A 22,364-nucleotide genomic window follows, 5' to 3' on the forward strand; every position below is an offset into this window, starting at 1 on the left:
AAAAACTGGTCTTATGTCTTATGTCTTATGTCTTATGTCTTATGTCTTATGTCTTATGTCAAAATTAAAAAAAAGGAATTTCACGAATGAAATTCCTTTGTTATAAAATCAATTAATTCTTAGAACTAATTATCTTTCTTTTTAGAATCTTTTGAAGCTTTGTTCCAAATTTTTATTTGATCTTCTTCTGTAACTCCTTCTAAAACCTCCACATTTACGCCATCTGAAGTTCCTAATTTAACAGTTACTTTTTTATAAGTATCATCAGCCTGTTTTACTTCTACATAAGGCTCTTCTGTTTTTTTATCGAACCTTAATAAAGCCTCTTTTATAGATAAAACACTGTCTTTTTTTTCTAGAACAATATCTGCATTGGCACTGTAACCAGCTCTAATAAAAAATTTATCGTCTAAAGAAACATCTGCTTTAATTTTAAATTGTACAGCACCACCTTCTTCTGTTCCTTTAGGTGCAATAAAATTTAATTTTGCTGGAAATTTCTTTCCTTCAATCGCGCCAATTGAAACTTCAATATCAGATCCTTTTACCAATTTACCAACTTCAGATTCGTCTACTTTTCCTTCGAAAATCATTTTACTCATGTCTGCAATCGATGCAATTGTTGTACCTGCATTAAAGTTGTTCGATTGAATTACTTGATCTCCTTCTTTTACAGGAATTTCTAAAATTGTACCAGACATTTGTGCTACAATGTTTGTGTTTGCAGAACCTCCAGATCCTGCAGAGCCTCTTTTTATAATTTGGTAATCGTTTTGTGCATTTTTTAAATCTTGCTTCGCTTGATTGTAAGTTAATTCTACGCCTTCGAATTCAGATCTTGCAATTACACCTTTATCGAAAAGGTTTTTGGTTCTTTTATAAGAAATTTGAGCATTATTTAACCTTAATTTCGCATTATCTACTCTACCTCTTGCACTAATTAAAGATTGCTCATTAGGTACAACTCTTACAGTTGCAATTAGATCTCCTTTTTTAACTTTAGAACCTTCTAACAACATAATCTTATCGATAATACCTGTTATTTGTGGTTTAATTTCAATTTCCTCTAAAGGTGTTACTTTTCCAGTAGCTACTGTTTTTTTTACAATTGTAGTTCTAAATGGAGTTTCAGTTTCGTATTCTACAATACTTTTTTGGTTCTTTTTTCCGAACCAAATAAGTGCTGCAATAAACAATATTGCTATAATACCTAAAATAATTTTTGATCTCTTACTCATGATTTGTTGTTAATTGATTTTATTCTTCTCTTAATGCTTCTATTGGTTTTACTACTGTTGCCATGTGTGCAGGTATTAAACCGATTAAAGTTCCTAACACAATTAAAGTGGCAAATGCTATTAAAATAATTGGAATGTTAACTGTTGGGTTTATTAAAGTTGCATCTTCTCCTTGGCCAAGTTTCCAATCTATTAAAAATAATATAAAACTTCCGAAAATAATCCCTAACATTCCTGCAATGGTTGTTAGAAATACAGATTCTAATATAATTTGTTGTCTTATACTTTTGGGGGTTGCTCCTAAGGCTCTTCGAATTCCAATTTCTTTGGTACGTTCTTTTACGGTAATTAAAAGTATATTTCCAATCGCGAAAACTCCAGCAATTAATGTAGCAATTCCTACAAACCATGTTAAAAACTGCATTCCAACTAAAAAGCCAGTTACTTTGCCTATTTCTTTTCCTAAATTTGCGCTGCCAAAAGCTCTTTCGTCATCTGGATGTACTTTATGAAGTCCTTTTAAAGTTAAAAGTACATCTTTTTCCATTTGCTCGATATTGGTGCCTTCATTGGCGGTAATCATCATCCAATCGACTTTATTTGCAGTGTTGTATACTTTTTTAAAAGTCGTAAAAGGTATATAGGCACAGTCTCCATCAAAATCTATGGTATTGGAGGGTTTATAGACTCCAATAACCTGATAACCAATCGCATTAATTTTTATGTATTGCCCAATTGGCATTTCGTCTTTATCGAACAACTGCTTGTACATATCTTCTGATATTACAGCAACTTTTGCCTTATTTAAAATATCATTTCCGTTTATGAAACGACCATATATTAATTGCTTTTTTTGAATTTGGTCTAAAACAGGATAGTCTCCACTTACTTTAAAATCTCCAGACTTAAAATCTTTAATTATTAAATTATTTGTTTGATTTCTTGGTGCTAATAATTTTATTTCAGTTGAATATTCCGATTTTAGAACCTCAATATCATTCATTGTTAAACTAAACCTTCTTCCTTCTTGGAATCCTTTAAAAGGTGTATCTGTAGATTGCGTCCAAACAAAAACACTATTGGTTGCGAAATTTCCAAAGAGTTTATTAAAACTATTTTCTAAACCTCTTGCTGCTCCCAATAAAACCACTAAGAGAAAGATACCCCATAAAACACCAATTATAGTAATTGCTGTTCTTACTTTGTTTTTACGAATGCTTCCGTAAATTTCTTGCCAAGTATCTGAATCGAATAAAAATTTCATATTTAATCTGCTCTTAATGCTTCTATAGGTTTAATATTTGCAGCTCTTTTTGCTGGAAGATAACCAGCTATTAATCCTGATATTATTAAAATAACAGTTGCACCAATTACAGTTCCAGAACCTACACTTGGGTCTTTAATAAAATAATCTTCTTCTAAACTATTGCCTACTAAACTTAATATATAGGTTCCTAAGGTTAGACCTGCATACCCTGCAAGTGTGGTAATTAAAACCGATTCTTGAACAACCATACCAACTATAGAAGCTGGTTTTGCTCCCAGTGCTTTTCTAATTCCAAATTCTTTGGTTCTTTCTTTTATTACAAAAATCATAATATTAGAAATACCAATAATTCCAGCGATTAGGGTTCCTGAACCTATAAAACCAATAATAAAAGTTAAAGCAAGCATTACAGTACTAATAAATTTATTAGCTTCTGCCATATTTCTTACGGATAAAGCACTTTGGTCATCTGGATGAATGTCTAATCTTTTTCGTAAATCTCGCTCCATTTTATTACCGAAAGCAATGGCTGCATCTGTACTTAAATTGGGGTTATATCCTAGGTTTATTTGACTAATGTAATCGTTATTTCCATACATACTTTGTGCTGTAGTTACAGGCATATATGCAATTCTTTCTTCATTATCTCCTCCTTCATCAGAAAAAACACCAATAATTAAAAAAGAACTTCCATTTACATTTACTCTTTTTCCTAAGGCAACTTTTTCTCCAAATAAATCTTTTTTAATCAATCGACCAATTACCAAAACTTTCGATTTCTCTTTTAAATCTCTTTCGTTTAAATAGCGGCCATCGTCTATAATTGTTTTCTCTAAAAATTGATGATCTGGATTTACAGCTCTAACATTATAAGTATTAGCTTCACTTTTATATTTTATACTAAAATTTTTGTAGATTCTTGCAGATTGATATTGTATTTTATCTTCATACTCGTCTGCAACAAAATTATAATCGTCGTTTCTTAGTTGAACTCTTCTACCTGTTTGCAAACCTTTATAGGGTTTCGAAGTTTTCCAAACTCTTACAAACATAGAGTTTTGTGCGTCATCTGCAAAAGCTCCTTTAAAAAAATTACCAAGCCCATTTGCAACTCCAAATAATAGTGTAAAAAGTAAAATTGCAAAAGCAACAGTAAAACCAGACATTACAGAACGTAACCTGTTTTTATTAATACTTTGAAAAATTTCTCTCCAGCGATCTAAATCAAACATATTAAACTGCTTTAGATGCTTTTGTGAATTCGTCGCTAATAATTCTACCATCTTTTAAACGAACAATTCTTTTCGTTTGTTCTGCAACTTCTTCTTCGTGTGTAATTACGAAAACCGTCATTCCTTCGTCGTTAATATCTTTTAACAAATCCATTACAGAGTCTGTTGTGGTAGAATCTAATGCTCCTGTTGGCTCATCTGCCAAAACAACTTTTGGTTTTGTAACCAAAGCTCTTGCAATGGCAACACGTTGTTTTTGACCTCCAGAAAGTTCGTTTGGTAAGTGACCCGCCCAATCTTTTAAACCTACTTTATCTAAATAATCTAAGGCAATTTCTAAACGCTCTTTTCTGCTAATTCCTTTATAATATAAAGGTAAAGCAACATTTTCTACAGCTGTTTTGTAAGAAATAAGGTTGAATGATTGAAAGATAAACCCTAAGAATTTGTTACGCAATTGCGCTGCTTTTTTCTCATTCATATCTTTTATTAGCTGTCCATTTAAGTAGTAATTACCTGCGTCATGAACATCCAATAAACCTACAATATTTAATAGTGTAGATTTTCCTGAACCAGAAGAACCCATAATAGAAACAAATTCGCCTTCTTTTATGTGTAAATCTATTCCTTTTAATACGTGTAGAGAATCTTTTCCAATCGGATAAGACTTGTGCAGTTCTTCAATTTTAATCATCAGTTGGTTATTTTATCACGAATGTACCTAAAGCCATACACAGCAATTACTAATTTTTTGTTAAAAGCTAATATTGCATCAAATACAAACATAAGACGCTTTAAATTAAATATTGTTACAAGAAATAAAGCTTTTTTTATTTTAATATGTCTCTAGAATATAATTTTAACACGTTAGATAACATAAAACTTTATTTAGATTTTCTTGAAAAGAAAATAAAAATTTTATAGGAAATTTAAAAGCGCCTCTTCTAAGAATTCTTTCCCTTTTAAAAAAAGTTGAAGTATCTTTGTAACGAACTTAATTTTGTTTGATTAAATGATTGATATCCCTAAAAATAAGAAAGTAATTTTGTTTGATGGCGTTTGTAATTTGTGTAATAATTCTGTAATAAAAGCGATTAAACACGACAAAAAAGATACTTTTTTATTCGCTTCTTTACAATCGGATTCTGGAAAAAAAATTACCAATTACTTAGGAATTGATACTACAAAAATTGATTCTATTATTTTATACGAACCTAATGTTTCTTACGATGTAAAATCGACTGCCGCTTTAAAAGTGATAAATGATTTTGGTGGCATTTGGAACCTAACAAAACTCTTATGGATTTTTCCTGAGGGTTTTAGAAATTTTGTTTACGATTATATTGCCAAAAACCGTTACAAATGGTTTGGCAAGAAAGAAAGTTGCATGATGCCTACTCCAGAATTAAAAGCGAAATTTTTAGCATAGAATTAAGTATTGGGTACAAAGTATTAAGCAATTATAATTTTTAGGTATGAAAATATTTGAGTTTTTAGTGCAAGCAAAATGATAGAAATAACGTAAGACGTAAGACGTAAGACAAAAAAAACACAAGACTTTAGATTACAAAACCAAAAACTATGTTTTCTATTTTCTATGTGATAAAATAGCAAGAAAGTAAAAAATGAAGAGAAAACTACCAAAAGAAATAAAGTGTGTTATTTTTGATATGGATGGCGTAATTATAGATTCCGAAGAAATTCACAAAAAAGCGTATTACGAAACCTTTGTTTCTTTAAGTTTAGAGGTTTCTGATGCATTGTACAAATCTTTTACAGGTTCTTCTACCATTAATGCTTTTCAAAGATTGGTGGCTCATTTTAATTTAGATGAAAATCCTGAAGAACTCGTTTTAGACAAAAGAAAACGCTATATAAATTTCTTTGAAAACGATCCGAATTTGCATTTGGTAAGAAATGTGGAAGAAATTATAAAATATTTCTACGAAAAAGGAATCATTTTAATATTGGCCTCTTCTTCTGCAATGGTTAATATAAATCGTGTTTTTAATCGTTTTGATTTGAATCAATATTTTTCTGCGAAAATATCGGGTGCAGATTTAAAAGAGTCGAAACCACATCCAGAAATTTTTAACAAAGCAGCTATTTTAGCCAACATACCAAAAGAAAATTGTATTGTTATCGAAGATTCCGACAATGGAATAAAAGCAGCAAACGATGCTAATATTTTTGTTTTTGGCTATGCAAATAAACTTTCAGAAAAACAAACTTTAGAAAATGCAGATGCTGTGATTGCTGATTTTTTGGAGTTAAAAAAGTTTGTTTAGAAAAAAAAACAGGTGTTTTAATTGTTGATTTTCTACTTTAAAAAATATAACTTCGCTAACTCAACATAAAGTTAATTAAAACTTACCTTATCTTTAGAGCACTAGCCAATTTAAGAATGAGCCTAAATCAAACAATAATTTCAAATTTAGAAAGTCTGTTTCTAAATAATTATAGAGAAATTGAACACGCTTCACTTTCTCAATGGATAGACTTATTAAAAACAGAAAATCCAGATACTTTTAGCATTAACGAACAAAAGACAGTTAAACTTTACGACAAATTTATAATTGCAAATTTTGAAAGAGCTAAAAAAAACACAAAACTTCTTGAATGTTATGAAAAAACAATTGAATTAAATATTAATGAAAATGAAATTATTAATAGTTTTTCGAAAGACCTAATAGTATCATTTGAAAAAATCAAAAAAGGAATTAGAAAAATTGAAGGCTCAAAGATTCAAATAATCATTCTTACTTATAATTTTGAGCCTTATGCTTGGATAAGTGGATTTGGAGAAGGTAAATATCCAATTTTAAAAAAACCTGAATACTTTGATTTCAATTATAAAAAGGACTTTTTTGAGATTTTAGGGCGTGTTGATTATTCTAAAGTCTGGAGTAACTTAATAAAATTAGAAAAATATTTGGAAGAAGCTGAAATATTTGATGACATTTTTGAAACAGATTTTTATCAAAATTTGAGAAATTCATACATCTATAAAACCTATTTATTGCTGAATAAAGCTTTTGAACAAAATCAAGTGGAATTATTCAGCGACTTGAATATTAAAAAACCATTATTTATTTACGGAAACGAACACGATTGTGAAAAAATAAACATTTACAGTTATGCATAAAAAATTCGCTACAACATATATAAGCAAGTTAACGAAAAAAAATCCCTTTTCCGTTAAGAAAAGAGACTTTTATATTTTATAAATCAATGAGTGTACTAATCTTCTTCTTCCAAATCATTGGCATCAAAATCGTCATTATCATCGAAAAACTCCTCATCTTCTGCATATTCTTCCATGGCATTTTCTAGACGATCACTAATTTTAACCAAATAAACAGTGTCTTCCGTTTTTACTTCTACTGCTTTTATAGTGTCTCCTTTGGCGTTTTTAAAGGAAATTACATCTGTATAATCATAACCATCAGGATATTTGTCAATTAACATATCTAATATGTCTTTGGTTAGTTTTGCGTATTCTACGATTACTCTTTTCATTTTTTTTAATATTTTTTACCACTTTGAGTACAGTTGAAAGGTCTAATTAAAATTCCGAATTAAAATCAAAGATTTCTCGACTGCGCTCGAAATGACAAACGTGTTACATTTCTAATAAATAAGCGAAAATAAGAGGTGCAACAATGGTTGCATCACTTTCTATAATAAACTTTGGTGTATCGATATCTAGTTTCCCCCAAGTAATTTTCTCGTTAGGAACTGCTCCTGAATACGAACCATAACTTGTAGTAGAATCGGATATCTGACAAAAATAACTCCAAAATGGTGTTTCTGGCTTTTCCATATCTTGGTACAACATTGGCACCACACAAATAGGAAAATCTCCTGCAATTCCTCCTCCTATTTGGAAAAAGCCAATTCCATTTTTAGAATTATCGGTGTACCAATCTGCTAAAAAGGTCATATATTCTATACCAGATTTTACAGTGCTTGCCTTTAACTCTCCTTTTAAAACATAAGAAGCGAAAATATTACCCATGGTAGAATCTTCCCAACCTGGACAGATAATTGGTAAGTTTTTTTCTGCTGCTGCATACATCCAAGAATCTTTAATATCTATCTCGTAATATTGCTCTAAAACTCCAGAAAGTAATAATTTATACATGTATTCATGTGGCAAATAACGCTCTCCTTTTGCTTCTGCATCTTTCCATATTTTTACAATATGTTCTTGAATTCTTCTAAATGCTTCTTCTTCAGGAATACAGGTATCTGTAACTCTGTTTAAACCTTTTTCTAACAAATCCCACTCGTCTTGTGGTGTTAAATCTCTGTAGTTTGGTACTCTTTTATAGTGAGAATGTGCTACTAAATTCATAACATCTTCTTCTAAATTGGCACCTGTACAAGAAACAATTTGCACTTTATCTTGGCGAATCATTTCAGCAAAAATCTTTCCTAATTCTGCTGTACTCATTGCGCCTGCTAAAGAAACTAACATTTTAGATCCTTTGTTTAATTGTGCTTCATAACCTTTTGCTGCATCCACTAAAGCTGCTGCATTAAAGTGTAAGAAGTATTTTTCTATAAAATTTGTAATTGATTTGCTCATTTTTATATTTTTTTATGATATTCTTTAAAATGTTCTCGATACGATTTTTCAAAAAGGAAAAATCACTCGAACTGACACTAATAGTTATCAATAATAATTTTATTTAATATCTAAAATTAATTTTTAATTATTTTTTCTGAAGTTTCTTTACTTCGTAAACATCTGTTCTTCTGTCTTTTAAATTTCGTACACTTCCAAATTGATTCAAATCTTTTAACAAATCTAAATCTACATCCGCAATTAAAATCATTTCTGTATTTGTAGTTGCTTCTGCTTTAATTCCGTTTGCGGGAAATGAAAAATCGCAAGGTGTAAAAACCATCGATTGCGCAAACTGAATGTCCATATTATTCACTTTCGGTAAATTTCCAACGCTACCAGCAATTGCTACATAACATTCGTTTTCTATCGCTCTTGCTTGGGCACAATGCCTAACTCTAGAATAGCCATTTTGGGTGTCTGTTAAAAACGGAATAAACAAAATATCCATACCTTCTGCTGCCAAAATTCTACTCAATTCAGGAAATTCGGAATCGTAACAAATTAAAACTCCAATTTTTCCACAATCTGTATCGAAAGTTTTTAATTCATTCCCTCCTTGCATCCCCCAAACTTTTGCTTCATCTGGAGTTACGTGTAATTTCTCATACCTTTCTGTAGAGCCATCTCTTTTGCATAAATAGCCAACATTGTATAACATTCCGTCTTTTAATTCTGGAAAACTTCCTGTAATTATATTGATGTTGTACGAGATTGCCAATTCAGAAAATTTCTGAACAATTACTGGTGTATATTTAGCCAATTCTCTAATGGCTTGCGATTCTGGCAAATGATTATTGTCTGCCATTAAAGGCGCATTAAAAAACTCTGGAAACAACGCAAAGTCAGCTCTGTAAGCAGAAACTGCATCCACAAAATATTCTGCTTGTTGCATTAATTCTTCCAAATCTTTGTACAAACGCATTTGCCACTGAATTAACCCTAAACGAACTACTTTCTTTTTAATAACCGCTTTTGCAGTTTCTTTTTTGTAATACACATTATCCCACTCCAATAAAACCGCAAAATCGTTCGACTCTGCATCTCCTTCTATATATCCTTTCATTACTTTCGATGGATGAAAATCATTAGATATTTGAAAGTTTAAAACAGGATCGTGAATTTCTTTACGCTTTACCTTTTCTATGTATTCTTTTGGTGAAATTTGCGTTGCATATTTATGATAATTCGGAATTCTTCCACCAAAGGCAATGCCTCTTAAATTCAGTTTTTCGCATAATTCTTTTCGGTAATCATACAATCTTCGTCCTAATCGTAAACCTCTATATTCTGGTTTTATAAAAACATCTATTCCATACAAAACATTTCCAAAATTACTGTGTGTACTAAAGGTAAAATTACCAGTAATGTCTTGGTAGGTATGATGGTCGTCGAATTTATCGTAATCGACTCTTAAAGACAAAGCACAGCCTGCAAGCGCTCCATTAATTTTTATAACCACCTGACCTTCAGGAAACTTATCTATTAAAGTTTTAATTTGAGGTTCCTCCCAATAAGTACTTTGCATATTGGTATACACCTCTATCATTGCTTGTTTTAATTCTTGATAATCTTCAATTGTTAAATACTGTAATTCTATATTTTCTATGTTTTCGATTTTCATATTTATTTAAAAATCGTCAATATCATCTTTAAATTTCGATAATTTGCTGAAAGGATTGTTATCCGAAAGATCTTCTCCAACATCATACGTATCGTCGTTTGAAGCAAATTTATAACTCAACATTTTATAGAATAATTTTGCTGCTAAAAAGTCTGATGATTTTTCATTGTCATTCGGACATAATTCTACCATATCGAAACCAACAACATTTTTTTGCTCGAATACAGCTTTTAAAAACTCTAAAGTTTCATAATAAAACATTCCTCCTGGTTCTGGAGTTCCTGTACTTGGCATTATGGAAGGATCTAACGCATCTAAATCGAACGTAATAAACACGTTTTTAGTCAATTGATCTACAACATCGTCCATCCAATCTTCGTTTACAGCCATGTCATGTGCAAAGAAAACTTTCTCTAAATTCATGCTTCTTTTTTCAGAAATATCCATACTTCTAATGCCAACCTGAACTAAATTTGTATGCTGATTCGCTTCGTAAACTGCACAAGCGTGATTGCAAGAAGAACCTTCATATTCTTTACGCAAATCTGCATGTGCATCTATATGTAAAACTGTTAAATCGCTAAAACATTCGTTAAAAGCTCTAATAGTTCCAATAGAAACTGAATGTTCTCCACCAAAAACAGTTACAAATTTATTTCTGTTGATGTACTTTTTCGTTTCTTGATGCACAGCTTCTACCATTGCTTCTGGAGAAGAATTTTCTGTAATTTCTTCTGCCAAGAAAACACCTTCTTTATACACTTCAGAATCTGTTTCTATGTCATACAATTCCATATTTTCTGAAGCTTCTAAAAAGGCTTTTGGGCCTTTGTCTGCACCTTTTTGCCAAGTACTTGTTCCATCATAAGGAACTGGGATAATTACTATTTTTGATGTTGACAGGTTTCCAAACTCGTTTGGAATTCCTGCATATGTGTTGTTTGTGTTCATTTTATTTTTTGTTGCAAAGGGTTTAAACCCCTTGTTGTGTTAATACCCTAATATTGATAATAATTCGCTACTTTTTTGTTGTTCTTTAAATACTTTAATATCCAAATTTCCATCTTTATCTCTATCGATAATTAAATGTTTTGGAGTCGGAATTAAACAGTGTTGCAATCCACCAAAACCTCCAATAGTTTCTTGGTACGCTCCTGTGTTAAAAAAACCAATATACAAAGGTTTTTCTTTTTCGTAAACGGGTAAATAAATTCCGTTTACGTGTTGTTCGGAATTGTAATAATCGTCACTATCGCAAGTTAAACCACCTAATAAAACACGTTCGTATTTCATGTTCCATTTATTTAATGGCAACATAATAAAACGTTTATTAATTGCCCAAGAATCTGGTAAAGTTGTTATAAATGAAGAGTTTATCATGTTCCAACGTTCTCTATCGTTTTGTTTTTTCTGATATAAAACTTTGTAAATAGATGATCCAGATTCACCCACTGTAAAACTACCAAATTCTGTAAAAATATTTGGCACATCTACTCCTGCTTCATCACAGGCTTGTTTAATTTGATTGGTAATTTCATCAATCATATATTGATAATCATACTCAAAAGCCAATGAGTTTTTTATAGGAAAACCACCACCAATATTTAAACTGTCTAAAGTAGGACACACCTTTTTCAGGTTGATGTACACATTTAAGCATTTCATTAATTCGTTCCAATAATAAGCATTGTCTTTAATACCAGTATTGATAAAAAAGTGAAGCATTTTTAAATCTACTTGGGTATTATCAGCAATTTCACGCTCGTAAAAAGAAACAATGTTTTTATATCCAATTCCTAATCTTGAAGTATAAAATTCGAATTTAGGCTCTTCTTCAGAAGCAATTCGAATACCAACTTTAAACTTCTTTTTTGTTTCTTTTTGAATTAAAGGCAATTCCTCATAATTATCGATAATAGGAATACAGTTTTTATGTTCAGATTCAATTAGTTCACCAATATTTTTTATGTATTGGTCTCTTTTAAACCCGTTACAAATAACAAACGTATCGTCTTTTATTTTGCCTTCTTTCTTTAAGCTTTTTACGATATCAATATCAAAAGCCGATGATGTTTCAATATGAATGTCATTTTTTAAAGCTTCTTGTAAAATGTGCTTAAAATGGGCACTTTTCGTACAATAACTATAAAAGTATTTTCCTTTATAATCGTGTTTTTCGAAGCTGTTTTTAAACCAGTTTTTTGCTTTGTTTATATTTTCCGATATTTTGGGTAGGTAAGTAAATTTTAATGGAGAATCATATTCCTCAATCAATTCCATTAAATTAATACCATGCCAAAATAATTTGTTGTTTTCTGTTTTAAATTCCTCTTGAGGAAAGTGGAATGTTTGATCTACTAAATCTGCGTATTTTGTGTTCACAATGTGTTTTAAATATTATACAAATGTTGTTGATGCTTAAAATTATAAAAATTTTAGCACATAAAAAATCTTCGTCATTAAGAAAAGATTATCACTGTATAAATTTCATGTAAACAACATGCAACTTTGCGAAGCATTGCATAATTTCTTTTAGATAAAAAGAAGGAGAAACCTTAATTTTTCGGTTGCATTTCCAAAATGCATTGTAATACATATTCTCCAATTGAATATTACTTCCGAAATAAGAAAAACTAAACATTTTACTTAAATAAGTACAGCAAATGTATATTATTTTTTAATATAAAAAACAAAAGTATAAAAAAAGAGATAATATTTTTAGCTGTAATATTTCCCTTTTATATAAGTACTTGAGTTATTTTAAAAGTATCATATTTAAGAATTAGTTAGAAAATAAGCTTTATAAGTTTTCTAAATTCTGCTTAAAAACAACTTTTTTACATCAAAATAAATAAAAATCTATAATTGCCTAATCTTATGATGTAAAATAAAACCTTGTAAATTACATATAGCTTTAGCTGGATATTATAAATAAATTACAGGCAGTTGGCTTTAACAAACCATATTTTGGCTAAAGCCGATAATAAAAAACAAAACACTCTTCAATTACATAAACGCAATTATTAAGCATAAAAAAAGCGCTGAAAATTCAGCGCTTTTAATTTATTATTTTATTCTTCAATTGGTGGATGCCCATGAATTTTCTCAAAGTCTTCATCGAAATTTTCTCGTAAATAAGCATTTAATTTCTTTCTATAATCGTCTTTTAACCACGTTACAAAGTTGTGTGTACTTTTAGAAATACATTTTGCATATCTATTAATTCTATCGTCAATCTCCTCCCCTAATTTCTTGGCAAGAATTAACGCATCAAAAACATCTTCACTGTTTTCTATACACATTTTTGCATGGTGTACAATCGATTTTTCTAGTACTCTTTTCGAAGATTCTCCTGCTCTTATTGTTTCTATATACACATTTTTCATATCGAAATAGGTATCTTTAGAATTCGCAAATTCTTTCTTTACATCTGCTGGTAACTCGTATCTAAATGTGCTTTCTATTTCTTCATCAGAAAGAATGGCATCTAAGTAATAATCTGGCGCTCTAAACATTTTTTGCCAGTCTAAATCTGCGCCCCAAGGACCAAATCTGTGGAAATTGTTTCCTAAATCTATCACATCAAACGTGTCTTTTTCTCCGAAAATACGAGATCCACGTCCAATCATTTGATAATATAACGTCAACGATTTTGTTGCTCTGTTTAAGATAATAGCCTCTATACTTGGTTCATCGAAACCAGTTGTTAAAATACTTACAGAAGTTATAATTGCATTTGGCGTTTTGTGAAACCATCGTAAAATAAGCTCACGTTCCTTTTTTGTATTTGTATTGTCTAAATGTGCAATTGGATATCCTGCTTTTTTAAATGCATGAAAAACTTGGATTGATGTGTTAATACCGTTGTTAAAAATCAACGTTTTTTTGCCCTTTGCAGTTTCTTCGTACGCACTTACCAATTTGGTAAGCATGTCTGTATTCATATACAAATCTTCGGAAGATTTTACAGTATAATCTCCATTAGCACCAACTTCCAACGAAGTTAAACCAACATTGTAAGAATACATATTCGCTTGTGCTAAATAACCACTTTCAATTAATTGATGAATTGGCTCCCCAACATACAATTCTTGATAATTCTCATACATTGGCAGTTTAATGTTAGAGCTTAAAGGAGTTGCTGTTACACCAAGGATAAAAGATTGGTCGAAAAACTTGAATATTTTCGTAAAAGAGTTGTAATGTGCCTCATCTACAATTACTAAACCGATATCCGAAATATCTAATTTATCATCATTCAACCTATTTTTTAAGGTTTCAACCATCGCCACAAAACACATGTACTCGTTTTGATCGTCTAATTTTGCAGTACTATTTATTATTTTATTATCAACACCAAACTCGTCTAACATTTTAGACGTTTGTTTGCTTAGCTCAATTCTGTGTGTTAAAACTAAAACCTTCTTTTTAAAAGTTTCGATATAACGTCTAACAATTTCAGAGAAAATTACCGTTTTTCCACCTCCAGTTGGTAATTGATATAATAAATGATAGTCTTGTGGTGCAGTTTCGAAGCGATTAAAAATCTCTTGAAGTGCATCCTTTTGATATCCGTATAATTCTTTACCTATAATTGTTTGCGAAGTGTTTGTTTCTGCCAAAAGTTTAAAAATTTAGAGAGACAAAAATAAGACTTATTATAGGTTTTACCCAAATTTTAACTACATAAATCTCGATAAGTCAGTTTGAGTGATTTCATAATGTGAAGCATCGTATACAGAAACGCCATTTCTAACCACAATTAATTGTGGAGATTGGTGCATTACTTGGAAGCTATATCCTACTTCATCAGAAATATCTCTGTAATTTAACAAGTCTAAATAATACACTTTTAAATTTTTATGTTCTTCCGAAAACAACTTTTCGAACTGTTTTATAACCATACTACTAATTCCACATCTGGTAGAATGCTTAAAAATTAAAACAGATTCTGTTTCAGATTCCTTTTTTATAGTTTCTAATTGCTCTAAAGAAGTTAATGAAATCCAATTTAAATATGTCTTTTTTTCTGGTTTTAATTCCTTACTACTTTTACTTCCAAATATATTGTTAAATATGCTCATTTTACGTTTTTTGCTCTTTGTCGGCACAAATATAAGAAACTTTCAATTGACAAAAAGTCAGTATTTACAGTGCTTTTAGCGACATTTTGACGTCTTTTTTCTGATAAATTTATTTGGTACTGAATTTGCTTTTAATCGGTTGTAAAAATAAATTAAACAAACAACAACAAGGGAGCATGCTCCCTTGCTTAAAACATAAAATATGAACTTTAATAATTATACAACAAAATCGCAAGAGACCATACAAATGGCGCAACAAATTGCGCAAGGCTTTGGTCATAATCAAATAGAAAACGAGCATATTTTTAAAGCTTTAACACAAGTAGATGAAAATGTGTTGCCCTTTTTATTGAAGAAATTAAACATCAATTTAAATGTTGTAAACCAAATTTTAGACAAACAATTAGAAAGTTTACCTAAAGTTACTGGAGCAGAATTAATGATTTCGAGAGAAGCTAGCAAAACGCTTACAGAAGCATCTGTAATTGCAAAAAACATGAAAGATGATTATGTATCTATCGAACATTTAGTGTTAGCAATTTTTAAATCAAAAAGCAACATTGCACAGGTTTTAAAAGACCAAGGTGTTACAGAAAAACATTTAAAAGCGGCCATTGAAGAGCTAAGAAAAGGAGAAAGAGTAACCTCGCAATCTCAAGAAGAAACCTATAATTCTTTAAATAAGTTTGCAAAAAACCTAAACCAATTAGCCCAAGATGGAAAATTAGACCCAGTAATTGGTAGAGATGAAGAAATTCGAAGGCTATTGCAAATTTTATCCAGAAGAACAAAAAACAATCCAATTTTAGTAGGTGAACCAGGAACTGGTAAAACCGCAATTGCAGAAGGTTTAGCTCACAGAATTGTAGATGGAGATGTTCCAGAAAATCTAAAAGACAAATTAATTTTTTCTTTAGATATGGGTGCTTTAATTGCGGGCGCAAAATACAAAGGAGAATTCGAAGAACGTTTAAAAGCCGTTATTAAAGAAGTTACCAATGCAAATGGAGATATTGTACTTTTTATTGATGAAATTCACACTTTGGTTGGTGCTGGAGGTGGTCAAGGAGCTATGGACGCTGCAAATATCCTAAAACCTGCTTTGGCTCGTGGAGAATTGCGTGCCATTGGAGCAACTACGTTAGATGAATATCAGAAATATTTCGAGAAAGACAAAGCTTTAGAAAGACGTTTCCAAAAAGTGCAAGTAGAGGAACCAGATACAGAAAGTGCGATTTCTATTTTAAGAGGAATTAAGGAAAAGTACGAAACTCACCACAAAGTCCGTATTAAAGACGAAGCAATTATTGGTGCTGTAGAATTGTCTCAACGTTATATTACCAATCGTTTTTTACCAGATAAAGCGATTGATTTAATGGACGAAGCTGCATCGAAATTACGTATGGAAATAAATTCGAAGCCAGAAGAATTAGATGTTTTAGACCGAAAAGTAATGCAGTTAGAGATTGAAATTGAAGCCATTAAACGTGAAAAAGACGAAACGAAATTAAAATCTTTACGCTCTGATTTAGCCAATTTAAAAGAAGAACGAAACGAGATTAATGCAAAGTGGAAATCAGAAAAAGAAGTTGTCGATAATATCCAAAATGCAAAATCGAATATCGAAAACTTTAAAATTGAAGCAGAAAAAGCAGAACGTGAAGGAGATTATGGAAAAGTTGCAGAAATTAGATATGGAAAAATTAAGCAAGCTCAAGAAAAGTTAGAGGAACTTCAAAAAGTTTTAAGTGAAAATAAAAATGAAAAATCTTTAATAAAAGAGGAAGTTACTTTAGATGATATTGCAGAAGTAGTTGCAAAATGGACTGGAATTCCTGTAACGAAAATGATACAATCGGAACGTGAGAAACTACTGAGATTAGAAGACCAATTACACAAACGTGTTGTTGGGCAAGAAGAAGCAATTGTTGCAGTTTCAGATGCTGTAAGACGTTCGAGAGCAGGTTTGCAAAATCCGAACAAACCAATTGGTAGTTTCTTATTTTTAGGAACCACTGGAGTTGGTAAAACTGAATTGGCAAAAGCGTTGGCAGAATATTTGTTTGATGATGAAAATGCAATGACAAGGATAGATATGAGCGAATACCAAGAACGCCATTCTGTAAGTAGATTGGTGGGTGCTCCTCCAGGTTATGTGGGGTATGATGAAGGTGGACAATTAACAGAAGCTGTTCGTAGAAGACCTTATTCTGTGGTGCTTTTAGATGAAATTGAAAAAGCGCATCCAGATACTTTTAATATTCTTTTACAAGTTTTAGATGAAGGAAGATTAACGGATAATAAAGGACGTGTTGCAGATTTTAAAAACACCATAATTATTATGACCTCGAATATGGGAAGTCATATTATTCAGGAAAAATTTTCTGACCCAAAAGCCGATTTAGAAGCAATTACACAGGTGGCAAAAATTGAAGTTTTAGGATTGCTAAAACAATCTGTAAGACCAGAATTTTTAAACAGAATTGATGATGTAATTATGTTTACACCTTTAACTGAAAAGAATATCTTCGAAATTGTAAAACTACAAATCGAGCATTTAAAGAAAGTAATTGGCAAACAAGAAATTACATTAGACGCAACAGATGATGCAATTAAATATTTGGCGAAAAAAGGCTATCAGCCAGAATTTGGTGCAAGACCAGTAAAAAGAGTTATTCAAAAAGAAGTTTTAAATGAACTTTCAAAAGAAATTCTCTCTGGAAAAATAACAACAGATAGTATTATTTTATTAGATTCTTTTGATGATAAATTGGTTTTTAGAAATCAGTCAGATTTGGTAGACAAACTATCATAAAACAAATTTAAAAATAGTTTTTGGTTAATTTAGAAAAGGCAGTTTAACGAAAGTTGAATCGCCTTTTTTTTAACATAAACAGCTAACAGTTAGAATAGTATGACAATTTTTCATTTTTATTGAAAAATTGTCACACTCTTTATTTTGGCATTTTATTTGCTTTTTATGTATTAAAAAAATAAATGTTTAACTTTTAAAAAATGTAAATTATGTTATTAAAAAAAACAGATTTTCCGGTTTTACCAAATGTCTTTAACGACTTTTTTAGAGATTGGTCTTCGACTAATTTTTCTGACACGAACACTACATTACCAGCTGTAAACATTAGAGAAAGTGAAAATGATTTTGTTGTAGATGTAGCTGTGCCAGGAATGGATAAAAAAGACTTTAAGATAGATTTAGACAATGATGTGTTAACAATTTCATCAGAAAAAAAGACAGAAAACGAAAAAACTGATGATAATTACACAAGAAAAGAATACAGTTATATGTCTTTCAGGAGAAGCTTTACACTTCCAAAAGGAGTTGTAGATAGCGATAAAATAAAGGCAAACTATAAAAATGGTGAGTTAAGAATTACAATCCCGAAATTGGAAGAAGCAAAGCCAAAGCCTGCAAAATTAATTGAAGTTCACTAATTTTTAAAAACTAATTTAATACAAAGGCTGTTCTTCAACAGCCTTTGTTTATTTAAAATTGTAAAGTCATGAAAAAAGTAATTTTATGTATTTTAACTTTAACCTTTTTTAATTGTCAAAGTCAAAATACAAAACAGAAAAATAATGGTGAGGTCGAAAAAGACACCATTAAACCCAAAACAAATGTCCAAGTTCATAAAGAATATGACGAAAATGGTAATTTAATAAGTTTAGATTCTACCTACACTTATTTTTATTCGAATATTAAGGGAGACTCTTTACTAGAAAAAAATTTTTACAAGAAATTTAAATCCAATTTCAACCATAAACTTAGCAGTCCTTTAGATTCTATTTTTATAAATGATTTCTTTGGAAATTCTCCATTTAAAGAGCCTAATTTTTATACAGATGATTTTTTTAAAAACCATTTTAAAAATCATCAAAAAAAGATAGATAAAATGCTAAAAAGAATGGATTCTTTAAAAAATAGCTATTATAAAAAACAGAAAAATTTAAAGCAACTTTAAATTAAATAAGAGCTTTCTAAAAAATACTTTAAATAGTAATTTTAGAAAGCTTTTCTTTTTTAATTATATTCGTATACCTAAATTAATTATAATGAAAAAAATCTTACTACTATTTGTATTTTCTTTTGCATTATTAAGCTTTTGTAATTCTCAAGAAACAACCACCTATTATTTAATTCGTCATGCAGAAAAAAACAGAACAGATAAGACAAATAGAAACCCCGATTTAAATGAAGATGGAAAAGAAAGAGCTGTAAAATGGGCTGCTTATTTTAACAATATCCATTTAGACGCTGTATATTCTACTAATTATAATAGAACGATGCAAACTGCTGCTCCTACAGCAAAAAGCAAAGATTTAAACATTAAAAGCTACAATCCAAGAAACATGTTTAATGCAGAGTTCGAAAAAGAAACCAAAGGAAAAACAGTTTTAGTAGTTGGACACAGCAACACAACTCCTGCTTTTGTAAACAAAATTTTAGGTAAGAAAAATTACAAAGATTTAGATGATAATGACAACGCAAGTTTGTTTGTTGTAACTATTTCTGGTGATAAAAAAACGAGTAAAGTTAAGAAAGTAAATTAGTTATATTTTATACCTACAAAGTTTTTGAAACCTTGCAGGAAGTTTTTGAAACCTTTTAGAAAAACAGCTACTTTCTTGCAACCAACATCATATGTGGGCTAAAAGCTAAAACAGATTCGTCTAATTCTGTAATTTTTAATAATGTTAATAAAGTTTCTTTTTTCTTTGGATTTAGCATATTTGCAAAATATTCATTGTCTAACCAAATTATACCTTCTACTGCAAAAAGGTTGATAATTTCTAAATTTTGAGACGTAAATTCCTTTTTTAACTGTTTTGGTTTGTGGTAAAACCCGTCTGCTAATAACCAAGGAAATTCTTTTGGTGGGTTATGAATTCCTGAAGTTAATTCGGTTTTACACATTTCTAAAAATGGCTTTTTATGCACCAAACCTTGCATTAAACCTGCAACAGTAGATGCTGATGAATTAATGGCAAAACCTAAAATAAGTCCACCTTTTTTTAAGACTCTTTTTGCTTCATTTATCGTTTGCAAACGATCTTCTTTTTGCTGAAGGTGGTACAAAGGACCATGCAAAATAACCAAATCTGCCACTTCGTTTTCGATTTCTAAATTGCGAGATTCTCCTAATGTTACAGAGAATTTGTTTTTTGATTTATTGGCTCTTTTTTGCGCTAATTTTATGTGTTTTTCTACAGGTTCTATCAAATGAACATTGTGCCCATTTTCAGCCAACCATTCAGAGTATTTCCCAGTGCCTCCACCAACATCTATTATAGTTGTCTTTGGTTTAGAAATATGTCTTTTAATTAGAGATTTAATACGTTCAAACTCAAAAAAACCCATTCCACTCTCTAAACGTGTTTCTTCTGAGGCTTTGTTGTAAAAATCTTCTAATTCTGTGGTGATGAGTTGTTTTTTAGATATCATTTAATTTTACAAAATGTATTTAATATTCTATTTGTTTTATTTGTTAGCAAACAGGTCTAGGTACTATCTTTAATTCCTAATTTTATTCTATAATTTTTTATTATTTTTGATTTAACAGAGAGGAAACATACTGTGATCATTCACTGGAAGTTTACCTTGTGTAGCCTCAATTTTATTGGGGCTATTTTTTATGCCCAGATTGAAGCATTTGTTTGAGCTCTTTTTTTATGCTGAACTCGATTTAATATCTGTTACTTTAATTCACTTACTTTTTAAAAATGAAAGATGTTGAAATAAATTCAGCATAAAAAAAAAGCGAGTGTGTAAAGCTGGAAATAGCTCCAAAAAAAAAACTAATTAAGCATATTCTTTTCGTAAAACTTCTCTACTTTTTGTCTTGCCCAAGGTGTCGTTCGAAGAAATTTTAAACTCGATTTATAAGTTGGGTTATTTTTAAAAGCTTTTATATTTAAAATATCGCCTAATTCTTCCCAACCATATTCTTTAAAAAGTTGTTCTAAAATTGTTGCCAATTTTATTCCGTGAAGTGGATTATTAGGTTGCTCTTTGCTCATTATTTATTGATTATAAATTGTTTTATCAAAAGTACTATTATTTATTTTTCAAGTTTAGAATATTAACAAAAAATTAGTGCTTGATAATTGCGAATTTTTCAATAATTTAGCTGAAAATTTAAGAAATCTATCAATGAAAAATATTGCATTACATTCAATTCACGAAAGTTTAGGAGCAAAAATGGTTCCTTTTGCTGGTTACAACATGCCAGTTCAGTACGAAGGTGTTACAGCAGAGCATTTAACAGTAAGAGAATCTGTGGGGGTTTTTGATGTAAGTCACATGGGAGAATTTTTAGTTTCTGGAGAAAATGCTTTGGCCTTAATACAAAAAGTAACTTCTAATGACGCTTCTAAATTAGCAATTGGAGACGCACAATATAGCTGTTTTCCAAATACTGAAAACGGAATTGTAGACGATTTAATTTGTTACAGAATTAAGGAAAACACTTATTTATTGGTCGTGAATGCTTCTAATATCGAAAAAGATTGGAACTGGATTTCTTCGTATAACGAAGAATTTAAAGCAGATTTAAAAGATTTATCGGAAGATTACTCTTTATTGGCAATTCAAGGCCCAAAAGCAATTGATGCAATGCAATCTTTGTCTTCTTTAGATTTGGCAGATATTCCTTTTTATAAATTTAAACTAGGAGATTTTGCTGGAATTGAAAATGTAATTATTTCTGCAACTGGATATACTGGTTCTGGAGGTTTTGAGATTTATTGTAAAAATACTGAAGTGGAACAAATTTGGAATAAAGTTTTTGAAGCAGGTGCAGATTTTGGAATTAAACCCATTGGTTTGGCTGCAAGAGATACATTGCGTTTAGAAATGGGCTATTGTTTGTATGGAAATGATATTGACGATACAACTTCGCCAATTGAAGCTGGTTTAGGTTGGATTACTAAGTTTACCAAAGATTTTGTAAATCATGAAGCTTTAGCCAAAGAAAAAGAACACAAACCAGAAAGACGTTTGGTAGCTTTCGAATTAGACGAAAGAGGCATTCCAAGACAAGGTTACGATATTGTAGATGGAAATGGAAATGTAATAGGAAACGTAACTTCTGGAACCATGAGTCCTTGTTTACAAAAAGGAATTGGAATGGGTTATGTTCCTAGGCTTTTTGCAAAATCGGGCACACAAATACATATTCAGGTGCGTAAAAAAGCAATTCCTGCAACTATTGTTAAGTTGCCTTTTTATAAAAAATAAATTAAAAACATTTAAAGCCTCACTTTTTATGAGG

General features: G+C 30.4%; 21 protein-coding genes. 8 read left to right on the plus strand and 13 right to left on the minus strand.

Annotated features, from left to right (window positions below; all coding sequences use genetic code 11):
* Positions 1 to 125: 125 nt before the first annotated feature.
* The 4 genes from J3359_RS03630 to J3359_RS03645 are packed head-to-tail and all read right to left on the minus strand — an operon-like array spanning position 126 to position 4,431.
* The gene (locus tag J3359_RS03630) at positions 126 to 1,238 is read right to left on the minus strand and encodes an efflux RND transporter periplasmic adaptor subunit (protein ID WP_208079391.1); all 1,113 of its coding nucleotides are present in this window, start codon (positions 1,236 to 1,238) and stop codon (positions 126 to 128) included.
* A 19-nt stretch (positions 1,239 to 1,257) separates the two neighbouring features.
* Positions 1,258 to 2,502, minus strand: coding sequence for an ABC transporter permease (locus J3359_RS03635; RefSeq protein WP_208079392.1), 1,245 nt, complete (start codon positions 2,500 to 2,502; stop codon positions 1,258 to 1,260).
* Positions 2,503 to 2,504: 2 nt separating this feature from the next.
* Positions 2,505 to 3,737, minus strand: coding sequence for an ABC transporter permease (locus J3359_RS03640; RefSeq protein WP_208080404.1), 1,233 nt, complete (start codon positions 3,735 to 3,737; stop codon positions 2,505 to 2,507).
* Position 3,738: 1 nt separating this feature from the next.
* Positions 3,739 to 4,431 carry an ABC transporter ATP-binding protein gene (locus J3359_RS03645; protein ID WP_208079393.1) on the minus strand — a complete coding sequence of 231 codons (693 nt, stop codon included), beginning with the start codon at positions 4,429 to 4,431 and terminating at the stop codon, positions 3,739 to 3,741.
* A gap of 318 nt (positions 4,432 to 4,749) precedes the next feature.
* On the opposite strand from J3359_RS03645, the gene J3359_RS03650 reads away from it, so the two are divergent.
* The 3 genes from J3359_RS03650 to J3359_RS03660 all read left to right on the plus strand — a co-directional run bounded on the left by J3359_RS03650 (position 4,750) and on the right by J3359_RS03660 (position 6,882).
* Positions 4,750 to 5,166 carry a thiol-disulfide oxidoreductase DCC family protein gene (locus J3359_RS03650; RefSeq protein WP_208079394.1) on the plus strand — a complete coding sequence of 139 codons (417 nt, stop codon included), beginning with the start codon at positions 4,750 to 4,752 and terminating at the stop codon, positions 5,164 to 5,166.
* A 196-nt stretch (positions 5,167 to 5,362) separates the two neighbouring features.
* Positions 5,363 to 6,025 carry an HAD family hydrolase gene (locus tag J3359_RS03655; RefSeq protein WP_208079395.1) on the plus strand — a complete coding sequence of 221 codons (663 nt, stop codon included), beginning with the start codon at positions 5,363 to 5,365 and terminating at the stop codon, positions 6,023 to 6,025.
* A gap of 116 nt (positions 6,026 to 6,141) precedes the next feature.
* Complete coding sequence (locus J3359_RS03660; RefSeq protein ID WP_208079396.1) at positions 6,142 to 6,882, plus strand: hypothetical protein; 741 nt, start codon at positions 6,142 to 6,144, stop codon at positions 6,880 to 6,882.
* A 95-nt stretch (positions 6,883 to 6,977) separates the two neighbouring features.
* Here J3359_RS03660 and J3359_RS03665 read toward each other — a convergent pair whose 3' ends face one another.
* The 7 genes from J3359_RS03665 to ytxJ form a co-directional block, all read right to left on the minus strand.
* Positions 6,978 to 7,256: a hypothetical protein gene (locus tag J3359_RS03665; RefSeq protein WP_208079397.1), complete on the minus strand. Its 279-nt coding sequence runs from the start codon at positions 7,254 to 7,256 to the stop codon at positions 6,978 to 6,980.
* Between the two features lie 103 nt (positions 7,257 to 7,359).
* Positions 7,360 to 8,328: a deoxyhypusine synthase family protein gene (locus J3359_RS03670; protein WP_208079398.1), complete on the minus strand. Its 969-nt coding sequence runs from the start codon at positions 8,326 to 8,328 to the stop codon at positions 7,360 to 7,362.
* Positions 8,329 to 8,455: 127 nt separating this feature from the next.
* On the minus strand, positions 8,456 to 9,991 hold the full coding sequence (locus J3359_RS03675) for a bifunctional GNAT family N-acetyltransferase/carbon-nitrogen hydrolase family protein (protein ID WP_208079399.1): 1,536 nt from the start codon (positions 9,989 to 9,991) through the stop codon (positions 8,456 to 8,458).
* Between the two features lie 6 nt (positions 9,992 to 9,997).
* Positions 9,998 to 10,942, minus strand: a complete 945-nt coding sequence (speB, locus tag J3359_RS03680; RefSeq protein WP_208079400.1) for an agmatinase — start codon at positions 10,940 to 10,942, stop codon at positions 9,998 to 10,000.
* Between the two features lie 39 nt (positions 10,943 to 10,981).
* Positions 10,982 to 12,373, minus strand: a complete 1,392-nt coding sequence (locus J3359_RS03685) for a type III PLP-dependent enzyme domain-containing protein (RefSeq protein WP_208079401.1) — start codon at positions 12,371 to 12,373, stop codon at positions 10,982 to 10,984.
* 689 nt (positions 12,374 to 13,062) lie between these two features.
* The gene (locus J3359_RS03690; protein WP_208079402.1) at positions 13,063 to 14,613 is read right to left on the minus strand and encodes a DEAD/DEAH box helicase; all 1,551 of its coding nucleotides are present in this window, start codon (positions 14,611 to 14,613) and stop codon (positions 13,063 to 13,065) included.
* A 60-nt stretch (positions 14,614 to 14,673) separates the two neighbouring features.
* Entirely contained in the window at positions 14,674 to 15,075 is a 402-nt protein-coding gene (gene ytxJ / locus J3359_RS03695) for a bacillithiol system redox-active protein YtxJ (RefSeq protein WP_208079403.1), read from the minus strand.
* 202 nt (positions 15,076 to 15,277) lie between these two features.
* Here ytxJ and clpB point away from each other — a divergent pair, with 202 nt between their 5' ends.
* The 4 genes from clpB to J3359_RS03715 all read left to right on the plus strand — a co-directional run bounded on the left by clpB (position 15,278) and on the right by J3359_RS03715 (position 19,644).
* Positions 15,278 to 17,890 carry an ATP-dependent chaperone ClpB gene (gene clpB, locus J3359_RS03700; RefSeq protein WP_208079404.1) on the plus strand — a complete coding sequence of 871 codons (2,613 nt, stop codon included), beginning with the start codon at positions 15,278 to 15,280 and terminating at the stop codon, positions 17,888 to 17,890.
* Positions 17,891 to 18,099: 209 nt separating this feature from the next.
* Positions 18,100 to 18,528 carry an Hsp20/alpha crystallin family protein gene (locus J3359_RS03705; RefSeq protein WP_208079405.1) on the plus strand — a complete coding sequence of 143 codons (429 nt, stop codon included), beginning with the start codon at positions 18,100 to 18,102 and terminating at the stop codon, positions 18,526 to 18,528.
* A 68-nt stretch (positions 18,529 to 18,596) separates the two neighbouring features.
* A complete protein-coding gene (locus J3359_RS03710) occupies positions 18,597 to 19,055 on the plus strand; it encodes a hypothetical protein (RefSeq protein WP_208079406.1) in 459 nt (152 codons plus the stop codon).
* A 91-nt stretch (positions 19,056 to 19,146) separates the two neighbouring features.
* Positions 19,147 to 19,644 (plus strand): phosphoglycerate mutase family protein, encoded by a 498-nt coding sequence (locus J3359_RS03715; RefSeq protein ID WP_208079407.1) that lies wholly within the window; start codon positions 19,147 to 19,149, stop codon positions 19,642 to 19,644.
* A 67-nt stretch (positions 19,645 to 19,711) separates the two neighbouring features.
* On the opposite strand, the gene J3359_RS03720 is transcribed toward J3359_RS03715, so the two are convergent.
* Both J3359_RS03720 and J3359_RS03725 read right to left on the minus strand, forming a co-directional pair.
* On the minus strand, positions 19,712 to 20,536 hold the full coding sequence (locus J3359_RS03720) for a class I SAM-dependent methyltransferase (protein WP_243765980.1): 825 nt from the start codon (positions 20,534 to 20,536) through the stop codon (positions 19,712 to 19,714).
* 353 nt (positions 20,537 to 20,889) lie between these two features.
* Positions 20,890 to 21,111 carry a VF530 family protein gene (locus J3359_RS03725; RefSeq protein WP_208079408.1) on the minus strand — a complete coding sequence of 74 codons (222 nt, stop codon included), beginning with the start codon at positions 21,109 to 21,111 and terminating at the stop codon, positions 20,890 to 20,892.
* A 133-nt stretch (positions 21,112 to 21,244) separates the two neighbouring features.
* On the opposite strand from J3359_RS03725, the gene gcvT reads away from it, so the two are divergent.
* Complete coding sequence (gene gcvT / locus J3359_RS03730; RefSeq protein ID WP_208079409.1) at positions 21,245 to 22,330, plus strand: glycine cleavage system aminomethyltransferase GcvT; 1,086 nt, start codon at positions 21,245 to 21,247, stop codon at positions 22,328 to 22,330.
* The last annotated feature ends 34 nt before the right edge of the window (positions 22,331 to 22,364 follow it).

It is taken from the genome of Polaribacter cellanae (assembly GCF_017569185.1).
Lineage (GTDB): Bacteria > Bacteroidota > Bacteroidia > Flavobacteriales > Flavobacteriaceae > Polaribacter > Polaribacter cellanae.

Coding starts and splice junctions, on each gene's coding strand:
- J3359_RS03630 (WP_208079391.1), bottom strand. CDS start 1,238: ATGAGTAAGAGATCAAAAATTATTTTAGGTATTATAGCAATATTGTTT.
- J3359_RS03635 (WP_208079392.1), bottom strand. CDS start 2,502: ATGAAATTTTTATTCGATTCAGATACTTGGCAAGAAATTTACGGAAGC.
- J3359_RS03640 (WP_208080404.1), bottom strand. CDS start 3,737: ATGTTTGATTTAGATCGCTGGAGAGAAATTTTTCAAAGTATTAATAAA.
- J3359_RS03645 (WP_208079393.1), bottom strand. CDS start 4,431: ATGATTAAAATTGAAGAACTGCACAAGTCTTATCCGATTGGAAAAGAT.
- J3359_RS03650 (WP_208079394.1), top strand. CDS start 4,750: ATGATTGATATCCCTAAAAATAAGAAAGTAATTTTGTTTGATGGCGTT.
- J3359_RS03655 (WP_208079395.1), top strand. CDS start 5,363: ATGAAGAGAAAACTACCAAAAGAAATAAAGTGTGTTATTTTTGATATG.
- J3359_RS03660 (WP_208079396.1), top strand. CDS start 6,142: ATGAGCCTAAATCAAACAATAATTTCAAATTTAGAAAGTCTGTTTCTA.
- J3359_RS03665 (WP_208079397.1), bottom strand. CDS start 7,256: ATGAAAAGAGTAATCGTAGAATACGCAAAACTAACCAAAGACATATTA.
- J3359_RS03670 (WP_208079398.1), bottom strand. CDS start 8,328: ATGAGCAAATCAATTACAAATTTTATAGAAAAATACTTCTTACACTTT.
- J3359_RS03675 (WP_208079399.1), bottom strand. CDS start 9,991: ATGAAAATCGAAAACATAGAAAATATAGAATTACAGTATTTAACAATT.
- speB (WP_208079400.1), bottom strand. CDS start 10,942: ATGAACACAAACAACACATATGCAGGAATTCCAAACGAGTTTGGAAAC.
- ytxJ (WP_208079403.1), bottom strand. CDS start 15,075: ATGAGCATATTTAACAATATATTTGGAAGTAAAAGTAGTAAGGAATTA.
- clpB (WP_208079404.1), top strand. CDS start 15,278: ATGAACTTTAATAATTATACAACAAAATCGCAAGAGACCATACAAATG.
- J3359_RS03705 (WP_208079405.1), top strand. CDS start 18,100: ATGTTATTAAAAAAAACAGATTTTCCGGTTTTACCAAATGTCTTTAAC.
- J3359_RS03710 (WP_208079406.1), top strand. CDS start 18,597: ATGAAAAAAGTAATTTTATGTATTTTAACTTTAACCTTTTTTAATTGT.
- J3359_RS03715 (WP_208079407.1), top strand. CDS start 19,147: ATGAAAAAAATCTTACTACTATTTGTATTTTCTTTTGCATTATTAAGC.
- J3359_RS03720 (WP_243765980.1), bottom strand. CDS start 20,536: ATGATATCTAAAAAACAACTCATCACCACAGAATTAGAAGATTTTTAC.
- J3359_RS03725 (WP_208079408.1), bottom strand. CDS start 21,111: ATGAGCAAAGAGCAACCTAATAATCCACTTCACGGAATAAAATTGGCA.
- gcvT (WP_208079409.1), top strand. CDS start 21,245: ATGAAAAATATTGCATTACATTCAATTCACGAAAGTTTAGGAGCAAAA.